At 39.0% G+C, this 18,294-nt stretch carries 20 protein-coding genes; 8 read left to right on the forward strand and 12 right to left on the reverse strand.

The window, feature by feature from the left end; translation table 11 throughout:
- Positions 1–198 precede the first annotated feature (198 nt).
- The 10 genes from H5119_RS12750 to H5119_RS12795 form a co-directional block, all read right to left on the reverse strand.
- Positions 199–1,293 (reverse strand): flagellar basal body P-ring protein FlgI, encoded by a 1,095-nt coding sequence (locus H5119_RS12750; RefSeq protein WP_182702495.1) that lies wholly within the window; start codon positions 1,291–1,293, stop codon positions 199–201.
- A gap of 12 nt (positions 1,294–1,305) precedes the next feature.
- Positions 1,306–1,989, reverse strand: coding sequence for a flagellar basal body L-ring protein FlgH (flgH, locus tag H5119_RS12755; RefSeq protein WP_077537211.1), 684 nt, complete (start codon positions 1,987–1,989; stop codon positions 1,306–1,308).
- A gap of 17 nt (positions 1,990–2,006) precedes the next feature.
- Complete coding sequence (flgG, locus tag H5119_RS12760) at positions 2,007–2,795, reverse strand: flagellar basal-body rod protein FlgG (protein WP_077537210.1); 789 nt, start codon at positions 2,793–2,795, stop codon at positions 2,007–2,009.
- Between the two features lie 21 nt (positions 2,796–2,816).
- The gene (locus tag H5119_RS12765) at positions 2,817–3,560 is read right to left on the reverse strand and encodes a flagellar basal body rod protein FlgF (RefSeq protein ID WP_077537209.1); all 744 of its coding nucleotides are present in this window, start codon (positions 3,558–3,560) and stop codon (positions 2,817–2,819) included.
- A gap of 308 nt (positions 3,561–3,868) precedes the next feature.
- Positions 3,869–5,221, reverse strand: coding sequence for a flagellar hook protein FlgE (flgE, locus tag H5119_RS12770; protein ID WP_077537208.1), 1,353 nt, complete (start codon positions 5,219–5,221; stop codon positions 3,869–3,871).
- A 57-nt stretch (positions 5,222–5,278) separates the two neighbouring features.
- Positions 5,279–5,956, reverse strand: coding sequence for a flagellar hook assembly protein FlgD (locus tag H5119_RS12775; RefSeq protein ID WP_077537207.1), 678 nt, complete (start codon positions 5,954–5,956; stop codon positions 5,279–5,281).
- Between the two features lie 13 nt (positions 5,957–5,969).
- A complete protein-coding gene (flgC, locus tag H5119_RS12780) occupies positions 5,970–6,401 on the reverse strand; it encodes a flagellar basal body rod protein FlgC (protein ID WP_077537206.1) in 432 nt (143 codons plus the stop codon).
- A gap of 2 nt (positions 6,402–6,403) precedes the next feature.
- Positions 6,404–6,814, reverse strand: a complete 411-nt coding sequence (gene flgB / locus H5119_RS12785; protein ID WP_077537205.1) for a flagellar basal body rod protein FlgB — start codon at positions 6,812–6,814, stop codon at positions 6,404–6,406.
- A gap of 139 nt (positions 6,815–6,953) precedes the next feature.
- Entirely contained in the window at positions 6,954–7,787 is an 834-nt protein-coding gene (locus H5119_RS12790) for a protein-glutamate O-methyltransferase CheR (protein ID WP_077537204.1), read from the reverse strand.
- 20 nt (positions 7,788–7,807) lie between these two features.
- Entirely contained in the window at positions 7,808–8,740 is a 933-nt protein-coding gene (locus tag H5119_RS12795; protein ID WP_138586408.1) for a chemotaxis protein CheV, read from the reverse strand.
- 141 nt (positions 8,741–8,881) lie between these two features.
- Between H5119_RS12795 and flgA the strand changes: the two genes are divergently transcribed.
- From flgA to flgN, 3 genes are all read left to right on the forward strand, one after another.
- Positions 8,882–9,589 carry a flagellar basal body P-ring formation chaperone FlgA gene (gene flgA, locus H5119_RS12800; protein ID WP_182702496.1) on the forward strand — a complete coding sequence of 236 codons (708 nt, stop codon included), beginning with the start codon at positions 8,882–8,884 and terminating at the stop codon, positions 9,587–9,589.
- A 75-nt stretch (positions 9,590–9,664) separates the two neighbouring features.
- Positions 9,665–9,985, forward strand: coding sequence for a flagellar biosynthesis anti-sigma factor FlgM (gene flgM / locus H5119_RS12805; protein ID WP_077537201.1), 321 nt, complete (start codon positions 9,665–9,667; stop codon positions 9,983–9,985).
- Positions 9,978–10,409, forward strand: coding sequence for a flagellar protein FlgN (gene flgN, locus H5119_RS12810; RefSeq protein WP_077537200.1), 432 nt, complete (start codon positions 9,978–9,980; stop codon positions 10,407–10,409). Before flgM ends, flgN begins: the two co-directional genes overlap by 8 nt.
- 428 nt (positions 10,410–10,837) lie before the next feature.
- Here flgN and H5119_RS12815 read toward each other — a convergent pair whose 3' ends face one another.
- A complete protein-coding gene (locus tag H5119_RS12815) occupies positions 10,838–11,296 on the reverse strand; it encodes an LPP20 family lipoprotein (RefSeq protein WP_182702497.1) in 459 nt (152 codons plus the stop codon).
- Between the two features lie 141 nt (positions 11,297–11,437).
- Here H5119_RS12815 and H5119_RS12820 point away from each other — a divergent pair, with 141 nt between their 5' ends.
- Positions 11,438–12,631: a flagellar assembly protein FlgT gene (locus H5119_RS12820; protein WP_182702498.1), complete on the forward strand. Its 1,194-nt coding sequence runs from the start codon at positions 11,438–11,440 to the stop codon at positions 12,629–12,631.
- A gap of 5 nt (positions 12,632–12,636) precedes the next feature.
- Here H5119_RS12820 and H5119_RS12825 read toward each other — a convergent pair whose 3' ends face one another.
- The gene (locus H5119_RS12825) at positions 12,637–13,539 is read right to left on the reverse strand and encodes a LysR substrate-binding domain-containing protein (protein ID WP_182702499.1); all 903 of its coding nucleotides are present in this window, start codon (positions 13,537–13,539) and stop codon (positions 12,637–12,639) included.
- Between the two features lie 112 nt (positions 13,540–13,651).
- Here H5119_RS12825 and H5119_RS12830 point away from each other — a divergent pair, with 112 nt between their 5' ends.
- From H5119_RS12830 to H5119_RS12845, 4 genes are all read left to right on the forward strand, one after another.
- On the forward strand, positions 13,652–14,380 hold the full coding sequence (locus H5119_RS12830; protein ID WP_077537196.1) for a glutathione peroxidase: 729 nt from the start codon (positions 13,652–13,654) through the stop codon (positions 14,378–14,380).
- A 55-nt stretch (positions 14,381–14,435) separates the two neighbouring features.
- Entirely contained in the window at positions 14,436–15,884 is a 1,449-nt protein-coding gene (locus tag H5119_RS12835) for a dihydrolipoyl dehydrogenase (RefSeq protein ID WP_182702500.1), read from the forward strand.
- Between the two features lie 141 nt (positions 15,885–16,025).
- The gene (locus tag H5119_RS12840) at positions 16,026–16,958 is read left to right on the forward strand and encodes an exopolyphosphatase (protein WP_182702501.1); all 933 of its coding nucleotides are present in this window, start codon (positions 16,026–16,028) and stop codon (positions 16,956–16,958) included.
- Between the two features lie 115 nt (positions 16,959–17,073).
- Positions 17,074–17,670, forward strand: coding sequence for a DUF4303 domain-containing protein (locus tag H5119_RS12845; RefSeq protein WP_182702502.1), 597 nt, complete (start codon positions 17,074–17,076; stop codon positions 17,668–17,670).
- Positions 17,671–18,294 lie beyond the last annotated feature (624 nt).

The following is an 18,294-nucleotide window of genomic DNA, read 5'->3' on the forward strand; positions in this document are numbered from 1 at the left end:
GTAAAAACCGAGCAACAAAGAGTAAATTGCCCCTAGGCAGAACCCAAGGGCAGCGCATGTTTGGCATTTATGCTGCGTTATCGCCTATTTATGGGGAATAACCACACTACATAGGCTCTGCCTTGCCTAAATACCAAACAGTCTGCTGCAAATTTAACCTCGAAAGATAAACAGGCCCTAAGACTTATTTTTAACGATTTATATAACCACTAGCTGGCCGTTAATAGCCCCTGCTTCTTTTAAAGCTTCAAGAATAGCCATTAGATCACCCGGTGCTGCGCCAACTTCATTAATTGCACGCACCAAATCATCAAGGCTGACACCTGGGTTAAATACAAAGGCGCGAGAGTCATCTTGCTTAACATCAATAATACTTTGTTGCGTTACAACAGTTTCACCTTCGCTTAGCGGATTTGGTTGCGATACGTTTTGTTGCTCAGCAATAGTGACGGTTAACCCGCCATGCGTTATGGCCGCTGGCTGTAATTTCACATTTTTACCTATTACGATAGTGCCCGTACGTGAGTTAACTATAATTTTTGCCGCCATATCAGCCGGTGTAAATTCTAGATTTTCAAGCGTTGATAAATACGATACACGCTGTGATGCATCTCTTGGGGCAATTACACGAATAGAGACCGAATCAATTGCTTGAGCGCTATTTGGGCCAACCAAATCATTTATCGTTTTTTCTAGGCGTTTTGCGGTTGTAAAATCTGGACGATTTAAGTTAAAAGTAATGTAATCCCCTTGCATAAAGGGACTTTTAACAGCCCGCTCGACTGTTGCACCATTAGGAATTCGGCCCACAGTCGGAGTATTAATAACGACCTTACTGCCGTCTAGACCCTGCGCACCTAGCCCTCCAACAATAAGACTTCCCTGCGCAATAGCGTATACATTGCCATCAACACCTTTTAAAAACGTTTGTATTAAAGTCCCTCCGCGCAAACTACCTGCGCTACCGATAGATGAGACTGTAATATCGATTGTTTGCCCAGGTTTTCTAAATGCAGGCAGTTCTGCATGTACTGCAACAGCTGCGACATTTTTAATTTTAGGCTTTAAATTAGAAGGTAATGTAATACCAAAATTACTTAACATTCCTTTAAAGCTTTGTTGTGTGAACTGACTTTGTTCGCCAGTGCCAGGTAAACCAACCACTAAACCATAACCAACTAATTGGTTAGAGCGCACACCTTCCACCATAGAGATATCTTTAATACGTTCTGCATTTGCCGAAAATTGGCTTGCGAATAAAACTATTAAACAGAAAAATTTAAATCCATTCATATTGAATGTCCTCTAAAAAGGAAAGAGTGAGCTTGTGAAAAAGCGCGTTAGCCAACCGGCTGTTTGCGCTTCTTGCGTTTGCCCTTTACCCGAATACTGAATACGTGCATTAGCAATTCGGTTTGATTCTACGGTGTTATCTGAGGTTACATCTTGCGGGCGGACTAAACCTTCTAGACGAATAAACTCTTCACCAGTATTCAGCGTTAACCATTTTTCACCACGGATAACTAAATTTCCGTTTGGTAAAACACGCATTACGTTTACAGATATATCGCCAACTAAGCTGTTTGATTGGTTTGATTTTGAATCCCCTTTAAAAGAAGAATCGCTGCCAATACCAAATTGAATACTGTCACCGCCAATATTAACCGGTAAGCCCCCTAAGCCAACAACAGGGTCAAGGCTTGCATCGGTTTCTTTATCTGTTTCTGTTTTTGCAGCTTTTGTTGCTTGAGTCGATTCTTGTAGTTTAACTGTAATAATATCGCCAGTGCGCAGTGCTTTTCTATCTGCATACAAGTCGTTAGATACGTTTACATTAAACAACGATCCCGTTGCTACAACAGGCTCTAAATTAGGTTCTGGGTACATTGGTGCGTAGTAAGGGTCGTCTTGAACCACCTCACTATTAGGTGTTGATATACAGCCACTTAAAAGCAAAGTGCCTGCTGTAAATAGCATGATATTACGCATAAACTGCCCCTTAAACCTTATAATTGCTGATTGATATAACTCATCATTTCATCAACTGCTGAAATTACTTTTGAGTTCATTTCATAAATTCTCTGCGTTTCAATTAGGTTTACTAATTCTTCGGTTACATTGACGTTTGACGTTTCAAGTGAGCCTTGAATAATCGTACCTAAACCCTCAACACCCGGATTGCCTTGTACAGGCGCACCACTTACTGCCGTTTCGGTATATAAGTTTTGCCCTACAGGCTCTAGACCAGATGGATTGATAAAGTCACTAATCGTCAGCTGACCAATAACAACGTTTTCGGCTTGCCCTCCAACCTTTACTGACACCTCACCATCTTGAGATATCGTTATCGACTTTGCGTCATCTGGCACATTCATTTCTGGCTGAACAACATAACCCGCACCCGAGGTTACAATTCGTCCGTTACCGTCAGTTGTAAATTGTCCATTGCGCGAATAAGCAATATTGCCATCTGGTTGCAGTACTTCAAAAAAGCCAGGACCTGAAATCATCCAATCTAATGAGTTTTCAGTAGTTAGCATGTTGCCTTGTGAGAAGTTCTTTTGGTTAGCAACCACTTTCGCACCAGCGCCAAGCATTAAACCAGACGGCATTTCAGTGTCTTGCGACGAACGTCCACCTGGTTGATTAATATTTTGATAGAGTAAATCTTCAAAAATTGCGCGGCTCTTTTTATAACCAACAGTACTTGCGTTGGCTAAGTTATTTGAAATAACCGAAATATCAGTTTGTTGAGCATCAAGCCCTGTTTTACTTATCCACAATGCTGGATTCATAATAATGTCCTCACTTTAAAGCTAAACTATGCGTAATAACTGATCTTGACGTTCGTCAATTTGTTCAGCTGTTTTCATTAGTTTCACTTGTAATTCAAATTGGCGTTGATGGCTGATCATATCGACCATTTCGTGAACTGGATTCACATTCGACATCTCTAAGCTACCACTCAATACTTTTACATTGGCAGACGTCTCAACAGTTTGATCTGGCTTTGGCCTAAATAAACCATCATTGCCTTTTTCAAGCTGTGCGTTATTTGCTTCAACTACTTTAAGTCTGCCGATCTCTTCTAAAAAAGTAGCGGGTGCACCTTGCGGACGAACTTGAATTGCACCGTCTTCACTAAATGCAATTTTTTCAATTGGCACTGGTAATATAACGGGACCACCTTCGCCAATAACTTGACGACCACCGCTTGTAACTAGCATGCCTTCGGCTGTGATGTTAAGCGTACCTACTTTTGTATATGCTTCATTTCCTGATGCATCTTGCACACTAAGCCAGGCGTTGTCACTCATTGCGATATCTAAGTCACGACCGGTTTGAATAATACCGCCCGATGCCATGTTTGAACCTGGACGTTCTTGCATTGAAAATACACGCGTTGGTAAACCCTCACCAAACGCTTGCATAGAACGCGCTTGTGCAAAATCGGATTTAAACCCCGTTGTATTAGCATTCGCCAAATTATTGGCTTTAAGTGCTAACCCTTGCAGGCTTTGTTTTGCACCAGACGCCGCAATGTAGACCATTTTGTCCATAACATCGACTCACATAAAAAATCTCTAATTAAGTAAATGCAAAATAGATGCCAAAGAAGTATGAAATTGAAATTGACGTGTTTGAGCGGGGATAATGGTAGTTATATCAAGCTAAAGGCAGCTATTTTGATGCAATTACCCTGTATTCAAAAGAAAAATGCTGATACCACTTAAGCTAATTTACTGCCTAATAATGATAAAAAATCGCTGTCGGAATAGATGAGTTTTATATCCTATTATTCTAACTCTAGATAATAAAAAAGGCTGCAACAAGGCAGCCTAATATATTTAGTCGATAAAAATTTAAATTATCGTATCTGTAAAATGGCTTGCTGTAGTGTTGAATTCACTTCAAGCGCACGTGAGTTAGCTTGGAAGTTACGTTGTGCACTAATTAAATCAACAAGCTCATTTGTTAAATTAACATTTGATTGTTCTAATGCTGATGAGTTAATTTTGCCAAATGCACCTGAATTAGCTTCACCGGCTATCGGCTCACCAGAAGTTAAACTTTTCTTCCAAGAAGTATTTCCGACTTGTTGTAGGCCTTGAGAATTAGAAAAGCGAGTTAATGCAACTTGCCCTAAATAGGTAGAGTCGCCATTGCTATAAGACGCAACAATTTTTCCATCTACGCCAATATCAATATTCGCTAATCGGCCTACTGCGGCACCATCTTGATCTAATACTTTATTTTCAAAAGCCCCTGCATGCTGTGTTGGTATTTTTGAAGATGTACCAGCTTCGTCACGCCAATTTATTGTTACATTATTAGGAAAGCTTGCGCCATTACTCAAAAGTCCTGATATATTTGCGCCAGTTAACGTGACCGGGTTGAATGTATTTCCTGTATTTAATGCACCATTGGTATTAAGTGGTATGCCATTAGCATCAAACTGGAATGTTGAAATTGGGTTATACGGCGCTGTAGGTTGTGCACTACCATCTGGGTTAAATGGTTGACCGTCTAATGTGGCAAAGGTTTGCCATTCGTTAGCATTACCTGTAACAGTCGAGTCTGTTTTCACAAAATACAATTGCATTGTATGTGCTTCACCTAACGAATCGTACACGTTCGTTGAGGTAGAGTGAGTAAATGACCCCGTTTGAGTTGGGTCAAATGGTGTAATAGATGGTGGTGCTTTGGTTGAATCCAATCTAAACGATGAATACACATTTGTTGTAGCGCGAGGTGAACCAGATGAGTCAGGGATCTGGATTGCTGTAGAGGTACTTAAGCTCACCGATGTTGCATCTCCACTGACTGCATCAACAGGGAAACCTTGTAAAAAATTACCCTGTGAATCAACGATAAAATTATCTTTATTTAATTTAAATGCACCAGCACGAGTAAAGGTTTGATCTTGTGAGCCAAGCTCTGAACTAAGCGCAAAGTATCCATCACCACCAATAGCAAGGTCGAGCGAATTTTTCGTACCTAAAGTTGAACCTTGGTGAAATTGTTGAGATACCGATGTTGTTTGCACACCATCCCCAGCTTTAGTTTTACCTGAAGTAAACACTGACGATGCATAAACATCAGCAAATTCAGCGCGAGACTCTTTAAAGCCAGTGGTATTTACATTAGCAATGTTATTAGCAGTAACATCCAAATCTTTTTGTGCGGCAGCGATGCCAGTTAACGCAATATTGAAGCTCATAATTGACCTCTAAACTATTAATATTTAGCCTTAGGCTAGAAATATATTTTAAATACTTTATGCAATTTCTGCGACATCAGTCAGCTTAATCGCACCTTCTTTGGTGTTAAGAATAATGCCATTAGCACCATTAATACTTACGCTCTCAATGTTTTTATATGAGGCTATAGGCAAGCTAGTAAACTCCTCCCCCATACTCCCTTCAGCTTTTATGCTATATTCTCCCGTAGGAAGACTTTCGCCAGCTTCATTTTTTCCATCCCAGTTAAATCGTATGCCACCTGCTGCTTGAGTGCCTAACTCAATGGTTCTAACAAGTTGTCCTGACGCATCCGTAATACTGAGTTTCAAATCTTTAACAGGCTTTTCAGCTGCGATTGTGCCTTTGGCTTCACCACTGCTGTTAAGCTCTAATGTACTTGATCCGATTAATGCCTGCTTACCGACAAGGGTTGATGCCTGCAACGCCGAGTTGGAAGTCATTGAAGCTGCCAAAGACTCAAATTTTGAATTTAGATTTGAGATACCTTCAGCCATGGTAAAATTTGTCATTTGCGCAATCATTTGATCATTGTCAGCTGGCTTGCTGGGATCTTGAAACGACAACTGCTGCGTTAACAACGAGAAGAAATCTTCTTGGGTTAATGCATCACTTTTCTTTGCAGTTTCCGGCTGTTTATCCTGCCAACGCAAAGAGTCCGTATAGGATGTTGAGGTATTAATATCGTTACTCATGGTCTACCCTCATTTACCGCTGGCCCAATAGCAGTGTTTTACTTAACATTTGCTTAGCTGCATCTGCAACTTGCACGTTTGTTTCATAGGAGCGAGAGGCTGAGATCATATTCGCCATCTCCTCAACAACATTAACGTTAGGTTTATAAATATAGCCATTTTCATCTGCACTTGGATGGTTTGGGTTATATTCAATTTGTAATGGCTTGTTACTTTCAACAACGCCTAACACTTTAACGCCAACGGCCGATCCCTGTGGATTACTTACTGATGCTGACGCTTTAGTCAACTCAGCTGCAAATACAGGTTGCCGTGCTCGGTACGTTTTGTCTTGAGAAGAGCTAATCGTATTTGCATTCGAGATATTACTAGCCGTGGTATTTAAACGCACATTCTGTGCGCTCATACCTGAACCGGCTATATCAAAAACATTGTATAAACTCATAATTAGGCTCCTTGACTACCGAGTGCTTTTTTCAGACCTTTAAATTTGCCACCTAGAAACTGTAAGCTGGCCTGATACTCCATAGCATTCTGTGTATACAAGTTTCGTTCCACTTGTATATCAACAGAGTTACCATCGCCCGTATCTGTTTGATTTGGCATGCGAAATAACTCAGAATTACCGACACTACGAGTTCCACCAGCAATATGTTTAGCATTGGTTCTAACCATTGTATTGCCGCTTTGTTGGTTTGATTTTGCCGCTTTTAATGCTGTGGCAAAATCGATATCTTTTGCTTTGTATCCCGGCGTATCAGCATTTGCAATATTGGCTGCAATTACTTCTGCTCTTTTTGAACGTATTAACATCGCTTGCGGATGCAAACCTAATGCTTTATCAAAACTGATAGCCATGACCATCTCCAAAAAATTGACTTGTCTTATATAAAGCAAAAAATAAGCCATATATAAGAGCAGCAAAGCTATTTTTATAAGGGGATGTATTTAAAAGAAAAATGACACTGAAAGTGTCATTTTATAGAAGGGGAAAACATTAAACTTTCTTTTGGTAAATAATTCCAGGATTGCAGCGTACCATATCAAATTCATCACTCAATCCGGTCATCGACTCCGATGCGCCCAAAAATAGGTAGCCTTTTGGATTGAGTGCCTGAGCAAATTGTTTAATAATTTTAGCTTTTATCTCAGGTGCAAAGTAAATCAGCACATTACGGCAAAAAATAATATCAAACTTACCCATTAACGCATAAGAATCAAGTAAGTTTAGGTGCCTAAAGCTCACTTGTTTTTTAACCGTATCATTTATTTGTGCCATGCCATTGCCGCTGTCTTTAAAAAACTTTTTGCGGCGCTCTGCTGAAAGCCCTCGTGCTAAAGCAAGGGCGTCATATTCGCCATTTTTACACATATCCAGCATAGTATTAGAAATATCAGTGCCAATGATTTGAGCCCCCATACGTAACGCATTGGACTGTTTTGCTTGATATTCAGACACAGACATCGCAATAGAATAAGGTTCTTGCCCTGAAGAGCTAGCCGCAGACCAAATTTTTAATGGCCGCTTCAAATCTTTAAATTCTGGGAACAGCTTACTTTGAAGAAGCTCAAATGGATATTGATCTCTAAACCACAATGTTTCGTTGGTTGTCATTGCATCAACGACAGCAGCACGAAGTTGACGCTCATGTGGACCAAGCGTCTTACTAACTAATTGCGATAAAGATTCTACATTGAATCGAGCCATTAACGGGGCGAGCCGACTTTTAACTAAGTACTGTTTATTTTCGCCTAAAACAATGCCGCACTGTTGCTCTAAAAACAAACGAAATTGATCGTATTCACCTTGCTGCAAATCTTTATTATTCAAGTTAATGACACCTATTCAGATTAATCACAATGAACCCATTTTTTAACTGCTGTAGCTAGTTCATCTGGGTTGAATTTCGCAATAAAATCATCTGCACCAACCTTTTCAATCATTGCTTGGTTAAAAACACCACTTAAAGAGGTATGTAAAATAACATGCAATGGAGCAAGCTTAGGATCTGCTTTTATTTCTGCGGTTAACGTATATCCATCCATTTCTGGCATTTCTACATCAGATATAAGTAGCGCAACACGTTCCGTAATATCATTTTTACAGTCAAGCTTTGCTATTTCTTTTAATCGAATGAGTGCTTCTTTACCATTTTTAGCAAGCTCTATTTGAACACCTAAAGGTTCTAGCGCTCTTTTAACTTGGTTACGTGCAACAGCAGAGTCATCAGCGATAAAAATAATTCGCTCGCCTAAATCTTTTTGCATGTCACCACTTTCTGCAATTTCAGCACTTACTTCAGTATCAACTGGGCAAATTTCATTAAGTATTTTTTCTACGTCAAGTATTTCAACAAGCTCATTTTCTATTTCAGTTACCGCTGTTAAATATGAATAGCGCCCTGCACCTGATGGTGGAGGCATTATTTTTTCCCAATTCATATTTACGATACGCTCTACACCGCCAACTAAAAAACCTTGTACTGTTCGGTTATATTCAGCGATTATTATAAAACTGTCTGTAATATTTTCGATTGGGCGTCCACCCACAGCCATAGACAGATCAATAACTGAGATAGTTTGACCACGAATATGAGCAACACCACGAATATAAGGATTAGACTTTGGCATACTCGTTAGTGGAGGACATTGAAGCACTTCTCTCACTTTAAATACGTTAATACCAAAACGCTGCCTACCCCTGAGCTTAAATAATAGTAATTCTAGGCGGTTCTGCCCAACCAACTGAGTGCGCTGGTTTACTGAGTCTAAAATGCCTGCCATTCAAATCTCCTAAAGAAAACAAGTATTACGGAATGATAATTGCTTTCTGTTTATAAAGCTTACATAACATCACGGGAGCGTCTTTTTTTTGACGCAAAATATTTATACCCTGTTTGAAACCATAAGCATAGTCGAAACATTATGAGTTTGTTAAAAAAAATCAGAAGATACAGTGTTTTTTATTTTGTTGCTAGCCTCAGTTTAGTATTCTCTGTACAAGCCAAAGTCTTTGATAAAGATTTACTGCAGGAGATGGCTATATCTTATGTTGCAGCTCAAATTAATATTTCAAACGATACGCAGCTAGACTTAAGTGCTTTACCACTGGATAGTCGCATACCAGATCGTACCTGTAACACGGAGCCTGAGCTTTTAATTCCTAGCGATCCCCCCTTTAATCGCCAAGTTACATTACAGATAAAATGTAACGATGCGCAAAGCTGGGCACAATACGTACACGTTAGAATAGTCGAAATGGCGCCAGTTGTGGTCACGAGCACAAATTTAGCGCGAGGTGAAATTATAACAAGCTCTCACCTCACCATTGAGATGAAACGCACGCATTTTATTAGAGCGCAATACTTAGATGATCTAAAAGTACTTATTGGCAGTCGCAGTAAGCGAAATATAAGAAGCGGCACGCCCGTATTATTGAATCAAATATGTATGGTCTGTAAAGGCGACCCTGTCACTATTTATGCTAATATTAAAGGACTTAGAGTAAAAACCTCAGGTATTGCTTTAGAAGATGGAATACTTGGTGAACAAATAAATGTTAAGAACAAAAAAACAGGTAAAGTTTTAAATGCACGAGTAGATGGTGTAGAGTCCGTACAAGTGAATATTTAATATAAATTTATACTAAAGTATCCTATGGATATGCCGATAACTTAGCATAGTTGGGTAATATACAGGTTTATTATTATGGTCAATCAAGTTAATAAAGGTAATCAACAAGCAAGTGTTTTAACTAACACTAAACAGCAAAAAGTTGATTTACAAAGAGATAATACAAATACACAAGTGGCTCAGTCTGCTTCACCTAAAGCTGCAAGCGACTCGGTAAGCATAACACCACAAGCTCAACAATTAAAAACACTTCAAGACAAAGCGCAACAGTCGACTGGTTTTGATAGTGACAAAGTGGCTGAGTTGAAAAAAGCAATCACTGAAGGTAAGTACCAAATTGATAACGAAAAGCTTGCTAAAAATTTAGCTGATTTTGAGTTTGACGTGTATGGCTGATCATAACGGTTTAATTACAATTAAGCTTAATGAACAAGTTGATTGCTTGGATTCTTTACATGACTTATTGAACGAAGAACTTAATTCGATAGCATCGCGACGTGGTGAAGGTTTAAAAGAAATTGCCCAACAAAAAATGTCTTTTTTAACTAAGCTAAGTTCTCTCGATAAAGAATTAAATACACTAATAGCAAGTAATGATGAGCAATCATCAAATGTTAAAGATTTAATTACACTCATACGCAAAAAACTTGAGCAATGCCAAAAGCAAAATGATGTAAACGCACATGCGGCACATCAAGCCCAACTTAGCGTAAAACAATTAAAAGAAATTTTGATTGGTGCCCCCTCTTCTATGACCTATGACCAAGGTGGTAGCGTAATTAATACTGATAATAAGTTAGTGCATAACTTAAAAGCGTAAAATTAAACCTGTAAGCGCCCTACTAATATTATTAGTGGGGCTTTTTTATGCTCGATTGGGGCGCGGTGATCTTTCAAGATTAAAATTTTATTATTCTAAATAAAAATTTTAACAACGTTATGGGGGAATTTAATTCGTTCAATCATTCAAGTACTTATGCCGATTAGTATAAGTGTTAATTGCGGCGTGATATTTGTAACCTAATAAAGCAGATAAAAGTTGAACAAAGCTGCTGGCGATCCATTCTATACCCCAGTAAACAACATGAGTAACCCTTCTAAGATGAAACCCGAGGGCAGCACATGTTTGGCATCTATGCTTCCTTGTCAATCACTTACGAGGGACAACCACACTGCACTACACCGACTCTACCTTGCATAAATACCAAATAACCTGCTGCAAAATCAACCACAAAGGGTCAACAACCCCTAATAGTAAGTCACTTTTTTAACTTCACGTGGTTTAATCTCACCTATGTATAAATCGTGTACGCGTTTCATATTAAGCTCAAGCTCTGTTATATATGTATCGTTTACTGCATAGGTTTTTATGATTTGTGCACCTTTAATAATGCCATGTACCTTACTTTGTAAGTAATCATCTTTTGCTATTGAGCCTTCAACCGTGGTGCCTGCGGTAATTTGTTGTCCGTAAACTTGCTCTGTTAACTCTCGGTAAGCCTCTAATTTTGAGGCTTTAATAGCCATCAATTGCTTTTGTGAGCTATTATTTCCCTGTTGCAAGCTAATGGGTGCGTACCCTACTGCTTTTAAAGTTGGGTAATTATTTGGCTCTACATATTTATATTCAACATGTTTATCAAAAACGCTACTGCAACCACTTAAGGTTAAACAGCCAAGTGTAATAAGTAATGTAATTACGCGCATAGTACCTAGCCCTTAAATATTAATTAACCTAACTTATGCACGTTTAATGCCATTTATAGTGTTGTTTTAGGCTTTGACATAATATTGGTACAGTCCTTGCTCTAACCAATACACTAGCTAAAGTTTAATGGGAGTAAGAGTATGAAATCGTTTTTATCGTTAGCATTTGCGGGGTTAAGCGCAACGGCATTATTAACGTTTTCGCCTTTTACAAAAGCACAATGGTATGAATCGACCGGCCACGCACAAGTTCAAAACGGCGATGTGAGTGCAGCTAAATCTGCAGCAATAAAAGATGCAATTACACAAGCATTAGTCTTCTCTGGCGCAAGGGTCAGTTCGGTACAAACCTTAGTAGATGGTGTATTGATGCAAGATCAGCTAAAAATAAGTAGCCACGGCGAAATACAAAAAATTGAACTTGTTAGCGAAAATCAATACAGCAATAAATTTGCAATTACACTACGTCTCGATATTTTTTCTCAAACAGAGCACTGCCCACAAAGCAGTTTTAATAAATTTGTAGCCATAACACAAAGTCAGCTTAATCATCGCGAGCAAGCTAGACTGGGTCAAATATTTGACATAAATAAAGCCGTTAGCAAAAATATTTTTACCTCATTACAAAAGTCAAAAATGAGCGCAGTACCTGTAGCCTATTACAAGAATGCGATTAAAGTTGATAAATACTTTTCTCAGCAGCATGACTACTCAAACGCGCAACTAGAAGAAATCGCTTCTCGCAGTAATGCACAATACGTTCTACTTAGCCAAATAACTAACTTATCAGCTAGCGACAAATTAAATAGCGATTACGCATTTTGGCAAGACGAAAGCTATCAACGCAGTTACAGCATTGAATTTGTCCTGTTTGACGGCACTACCTACGAACAACTTTGGCAAAACAGCTACCATAGCCAAGCGGTATGGCCATTTAAAAAAACAGCCATAGTCGATGTTAATAGTGATAAATTTTGGCAGTCGGCTTATGGACAAAATATTAATAATATAAACCAATCTATAAGCTACGATATTCAAGCGGCTATGGCATGCCTACCTACACAAGGTAAAATAATGCATATGGAAAACGGTAAAGTCGTTATTAATTTAGGCAAGGCGCATGGTCTAAAAAAAGGCCAAATGCTAAGCATTGCACATCATAATTATTTAACTGATGCCGCAGGTAATATTATGCCCCATACGGTGACTACTCTTAATACAATTCGCATAGAGCAGCTGTATCAACAAACCGCTATTGCAGTCAGTATTGATGATAAACCGCTGCCAGGCGTGCAAATTAACGATGTAGTAGAAATAATTAGCCAAGAGCTTTAAATATTTTAATTAATTTTTTTAGTCAATTTAGCTTTTAAATTAGGGTGAGCCGACAACCACTCACCCAATTGTTCAACGCCCGATAAATGCGGATAATGTTTTCTACATGCAAACACCACATTACGCTGCTGATTAGGAAATATAGGTAAATAATCAATTCCTATACGGTCGGTACACGCCAACTTTGGAACAAATGTAATACCGTCATCCATAGCCACCAGCGCAAGTAAAGTCTCTAAACTATTCCCCTGATACTGATTAGATACGTCAACACCGGCAGAAAAACAAAACTTTTGGGCTTGATCTTTAAAGCAATGACCATCACTTAACATTAACAGGCTGCAATCTTGTAAGTCACTGAGTGATACTTTTTTATGCTTTGATAACGTATTGTCGTGCGATACAGCAACCAAAAAATCTTCTTTGTATAAATTAACAGTATGGTAATTTTTAAGCTCTGGCACATCGGCCAAAATTGCAAAATCGAGCTGACCACTGTTAAGGGCCTCTAGAATAGTGGCCGTTTGCATTTCAATAAACGAAAACTGGCTATCAATAAACGCCGCTTTCATCGATGTTAATAACGCAGGTAATAAATAAGGCGCAATGGTAGGAATAATACCTATGGTCAACTTGCCTTGTAGTGGTTCGTTAGACGTAGCGGCAAGTTCTTTGAGTATTTGCGTTTGCTCTAAAATAATCTCTATTTGTGTCAATAAACGAGCGCCTTTTACTGTTAAGGTAACCTGCTTAGTTGAACGGTCAAACAAAGTAACGCCGAGCTCATTTTCAAGTTTTTTTACTTGACCACTTAATGTAGGCTGACTTACAAAACAGGCATCAGCGGCTTTGCGAAAATGCTTGTAGTGCGCTATTGCTTTTACATATTCAAAATCTTTTAAGTTCATATTCAGCTCTACGTGATAGTTTATAACTATCAGTTTAATACAAACAAACGATTGGAACTATATTTAATTGTTCGCCATAATGGCTATCAACAAATCAAGAGGAACAAAAACTATGTTAAACAATATTGAAGGCCAAACAATCCCGAGCGTTACATTTGCAACTCGTCAAAATGACGAATGGAAATCAGTAACAACTGATGACATTTTTAAAGGTAAAACCGTTGTCGTGTTTTCACTACCAGGTGCATTTACACCAACATGTTCATCAACTCATTTACCACGTTATAACGAATTAGCGGGCGTACTTAAGCAAAATGGCGTTGACGAAATAGTATGTTTATCAGTAAACGATACCTTTGTAATGAATGCATGGGCTGAGCATCAAGAAGCGCAAAACATTACTTTATTACCAGACGGCAACGGCGAATTTACTGACGGCATGGGTATGTTAGTAGACAAGAACGACCTAGGCTTTGGTAAGCGCAGCTGGAGATACTCTATGCTAGTTAAAGATGGTGTGATTGACAAAATGTTCATCGAACCAGACTTACCAGGCGACCCGTTTGAAGTATCTGACGCAGATACAATGCTTGACTACATAAACCCTAAGCAAGCTAAACCAGAGCCTGTAAGCATATTTACAAAACCTGGCTGTCCATTCTGTAAAAAAGCGAAAGCGCTACTAACAGAAAAAGGCTTTGCATACGAAGAGATCACGATGGGCTCAGGCGCATCGCTAACAAGTCTTAAAGCAATATCTGGTCGTGAGACTGTTCCACAAATATTTATTGGTGGTAAACACATTGGCGGTTCAGACGATTTAGAAAAATACTTTGCTTAATTAAGTAAAAAATTAACAGGGGCCTTAAAGCCTCTGTTTATTAAAGGAAAACGCTATGAAAGAATTGCAAACCGATATTGTTGTTATAGGTGCTGGTACTGCTGGTTTAAGTGCTTATCGTAATGCTAAACAGTTTACACAAAACGTATTAATGATTGAATCAGGCCCGTACGGCACAACATGCGCCCGTGTTGGTTGTATGCCAAGCAAATTATTGATTGCCGCAGCGGAAGCCGCTCATTCAATTGAAATGGCCCCTGCATTTGGTGTACATAGCTCAAAGCCTATCATTGACGGTAAGGCAGTCATGGCACGCGTTAAAAGTGAACGCGATCGCTTTGCAGGATTTGTAGTGGAAGCCGTAGATGAATTACCCGATGATGATAAAATTCGTGGTTACGCACAATTTTTAGACGCTAATCGCGTACAAATAGACGACCACACAATTATTACCGCTAAGCGCTTTGTAATTGCCACCGGTTCACGCCCTTCATACCCTGGCGTATTTAACAATTTTGGCGACAAACTGGTTATAAACGACGACGTATTTGATTGGGACGACCTACCAGAATCAGTTGCTGTATTTGGCCCAGGCGTTATAGGTCTTGAAATTGGCCAAGCACTTAGCCGACTAGGCGTAAATGTAAAACTGTTTGGTGTAGGCGGCGCAATTGGCCCACTTACCGACCCTGTAGTAAGAGATTACGCAAACACAGTTTTTGCTCAAGAATTTTTTGTAGATACCGACTCAAACGTATCTGACATGATGCAAGTTGGCGACAAAGCACAGCTAACTTACACCGACAAACAAGGTGACAAACACACCGAACAGTTTGACTACGTACTTGCAGCCACAGGCCGAGTACCTAACGTAGACAAGCTTGGACTTGAAAACACCGGCATTGAGCTTGATGAGCGCGGCGTACCCATTGCCGATGCACGCACTATGCAATGTGGCGACTCAAACATATTTATAGCGGGTGACGCTAGCAACATGATCCCACTGCTACATGAAGCATCGGATCAAGGTACTATTGCAGGACAAAATGCAGGGCGCTTTCCAGATGTTCGAATAGGCTTGCGTAGAGCTCAAATTGCAGCGGTATTTAGCGACCCACAAATAGCAATGGTCGGCGAAAGCTACAAAAATATCACCGACCGTTTAGGTGAATGTGGTTGCTTTGAAGTAGGTGAAGTCAGCTTTGAAAACCAAGGCCGTAGCCGAGTAATGCTTAAAAATAAAGGCCACATGCGTGTTTACGCAGAGCAAGGCACAGGTTTATTTTTAGGTGCTGAGTTTATTGGCCCACAAGCAGAGCACATAGCACATTTACTAGCATGGGCCGTTCAAAATAAAATGACCGTACCACAAATGCTCGATATGCCATACTACCACCCTGTTATCGAAGAAGGGTTACGCACCGCACTGCGCGACCTAAACGCCAAACTTAAATTTGGCCCTGATATTATTAACCACTGTATGGAATGTGGCCCTGGCGCATAAACCATTTACCACATAAACACGCCCTAACAAAAGCTAAAGCATTTACTTTGGCTTTTTGTGTATTTTTTTTAAGCAGATCTCTCAAAAAAAATATTAGCTGTTACACTCAATTGATATCTCAATTAAAAAAATGGAACAGCCATGCCCAATAATAAATTTAGACTAGTCACTCGCAGCGATTTTGATGGCCTAGTATGCGCCGTACTGCTCAAAGACTTAGACCTAATAGACGACATTGTATTTGTTCACCCAAAAGACATGCAAGATGGAAAAATAGATATTACCGAAAACGATATCACCACTAACCTCCCCTACGTTGCAGGCTGCCACATTGCATTTGATCATCACCTTAGCGAAACAGTACGTAACTCAAGCGACATTAAAAACCATATTATCGACCCACTCGCCCCATCGGCTGCTCGTGTTGTTTATGACTACTACGGCGGCGTAGAAAAGTTTCCAACTATTTCCACAGAAATGATGGAAGCGGTAGACAAAGGTGATGCAGCTCAGTTTTCAAAAGACGAAATATTAAACCCAACTGATTGGGTATTAATGAACTTTATTATGGATGCACGCACAGGCCTTGGTCGTTTTCGCGAGTTTAAAATTTCAAACTACCAATTAATGATGAAACTCATTGACGCCTGCAAAGATCAAAGCATTGAGAAAATACTACAAATGGAAGACGTAGCCGAACGCGTTGCTTTGTATAACGAACATAATCAACAGGCAAAAGAACAAATAAGCCGCTGCGCTGCAGTCCATAACAATTTAGTAGTGCTTGATTTAACTAAAGAAGAAACTATTTATGCCACCAACCGCTTTGTAATTTATGCCATGTACCCTAACTGCAATATCTCGATTCATAAAATGTGGGGGCTTAAAAAGCAAAATATTGTGTACGCGATTGGTAAATCAATCACTAACCGCAGTTCAAACACCAATGTTGGCGAACTGTGCCTTAAATACAATGGTGGCGGGCATTTAAATGCAGGTACTTGCCAAGTAGAAACAAACCAAGCCAAAACGGTATTAAGTGAATTAATTAATACAATTACAAGTGATGGTTAGTCAATAACACCATAATAGCTGGGGCGTGTTCTGGCTATTATGTAAAACATAGACCTCGCAAAACACCTCATATATTTATAGAATAATAACCCACTTAAAAGGAGTTATTATTTTGATGAACAATATAGAAAACTTTGAACAAACCCTATATTTAGATGCGAAAGCAGGATTCACTAAAATTGTACACGATCACGGTCACGATCTTTATGTACTCGGGTTTTATCACACTGGAAGCTACAGCCTGCTGCCAATGTTTAATACTTTATCCGATTTAAAAGAAGTCTTTGAAGAAGAATACGATAACGAAGAGGATGACTTTTTATTGGCAAAATGGAATCCGGATGACTTTCCTTCACTTGAAACCTACTCTGAATACTTTACCAGCACTGAAGAAGCTTGCTATGAACTCAATGATACAGATTTCAGTGTAACTGATGAACAATCACAACAGCACTGGCAACAATGGTTACAAGCATTAGAACGTGTGTTAATTCGTCTCGACACCGAAGGCGTGTTTACAAACGGCATTAATCGTAACAAAGTCACCTTAGCAATACTTGCATATGATGAAACCGAAGCCGTTCAATTTGAAAGAATCAAGCGCATTAATCCGCCCGTTGTTTTAGAAAGTGTTAAAACAGATTTTGAGACAATGATTGCCAGCCGCAATAAAGTAGAGCAATTAGTAATGGCAGAATTTGAGAATATGTAACAAGAGCGATAATTTTTATTAAAAATAAATTACTCATATTGACCATAGTAAATAATTGTTCTAAAAAACATTCAGCTATGGTTACGTTTTAAGAAAATATATTAAAGCGAGCTGTAACATAAGCTCGCAATGCAACTAAAAGGAGCTTTATATCTGGTTTGAAAAGCTAACTGGTTTTTGTGAAGACTCCCCACTACAAGTCCGTAAAAATTTGTCAGTTAACGGTAATATTTTAAAATCTCACATTAATGCAAAGGAGTATTTTTGCGGTTTGTTGCAGATACCATCACTATCCGAATTACGAAATCGTGTTAATGACATTGAAACTCGAAATATAAAAATATCCATCCGAGAAATAGTCGCTAATGTTCAAGACCTACATACACAAAAAGCAAATGCAGTGACATTGAGATTAAACAGGACTGGAGATTAAACAGGACAGCCACTCTAGTTGTACAAATAGTATTGTGTCATTAAATTTACTTTTTTGACCAAGAATTCACCTCTTTTTGTATTATTATTCACAAAGCACACATTAAATAAGTCATTATCACTCTTAAACCTAAATTACGCGCATGAAAATGACTGCATAATTGCAGTTTTAACTTTTATTGAATGGTTTTT

Source organism: Pseudoalteromonas sp. SG45-5 (assembly GCF_014164085.1).
Classification (GTDB): domain Bacteria; phylum Pseudomonadota; class Gammaproteobacteria; order Enterobacterales; family Alteromonadaceae; genus Pseudoalteromonas; species Pseudoalteromonas aliena.

Coding starts and splice junctions, on each gene's coding strand:
- H5119_RS12840 (WP_182702501.1), top strand. CDS start 16,026: ATGCCCAATAATAAATTTAGACTAGTCACTCGCAGCGATTTTGATGGC.
- flgE (WP_077537208.1), bottom strand. CDS start 5,221: ATGAGCTTCAATATTGCGTTAACTGGCATCGCTGCCGCACAAAAAGAT.
- H5119_RS12765 (WP_077537209.1), bottom strand. CDS start 3,560: ATGGACAAAATGGTCTACATTGCGGCGTCTGGTGCAAAACAAAGCCTG.
- H5119_RS12795 (WP_138586408.1), bottom strand. CDS start 8,740: ATGGCAGGCATTTTAGACTCAGTAAACCAGCGCACTCAGTTGGTTGGG.
- flgH (WP_077537211.1), bottom strand. CDS start 1,989: ATGCGTAATATCATGCTATTTACAGCAGGCACTTTGCTTTTAAGTGGC.
- H5119_RS12835 (WP_182702500.1), top strand. CDS start 14,436: ATGAAAGAATTGCAAACCGATATTGTTGTTATAGGTGCTGGTACTGCT.
- H5119_RS12825 (WP_182702499.1), bottom strand. CDS start 13,539: ATGAACTTAAAAGATTTTGAATATGTAAAAGCAATAGCGCACTACAAG.
- H5119_RS12830 (WP_077537196.1), top strand. CDS start 13,652: ATGTTAAACAATATTGAAGGCCAAACAATCCCGAGCGTTACATTTGCA.
- flgC (WP_077537206.1), bottom strand. CDS start 6,401: ATGAGTTTATACAATGTTTTTGATATAGCCGGTTCAGGTATGAGCGCA.
- H5119_RS12775 (WP_077537207.1), bottom strand. CDS start 5,956: ATGAGTAACGATATTAATACCTCAACATCCTATACGGACTCTTTGCGT.
- flgG (WP_077537210.1), bottom strand. CDS start 2,795: ATGAATCCAGCATTGTGGATAAGTAAAACAGGGCTTGATGCTCAACAA.
- H5119_RS12820 (WP_182702498.1), top strand. CDS start 11,438: ATGAAATCGTTTTTATCGTTAGCATTTGCGGGGTTAAGCGCAACGGCA.
- H5119_RS12750 (WP_182702495.1), bottom strand. CDS start 1,293: ATGAATGGATTTAAATTTTTCTGTTTAATAGTTTTATTCGCAAGCCAA.
- H5119_RS12815 (WP_182702497.1), bottom strand. CDS start 11,296: ATGCGCGTAATTACATTACTTATTACACTTGGCTGTTTAACCTTAAGT.
- H5119_RS12845 (WP_182702502.1), top strand. CDS start 17,074: ATGAACAATATAGAAAACTTTGAACAAACCCTATATTTAGATGCGAAA.
- flgB (WP_077537205.1), bottom strand. CDS start 6,814: ATGGCTATCAGTTTTGATAAAGCATTAGGTTTGCATCCGCAAGCGATG.
- flgN (WP_077537200.1), top strand. CDS start 9,978: ATGGCTGATCATAACGGTTTAATTACAATTAAGCTTAATGAACAAGTT.
- flgA (WP_182702496.1), top strand. CDS start 8,882: ATGAGTTTGTTAAAAAAAATCAGAAGATACAGTGTTTTTTATTTTGTT.
- flgM (WP_077537201.1), top strand. CDS start 9,665: ATGGTCAATCAAGTTAATAAAGGTAATCAACAAGCAAGTGTTTTAACT.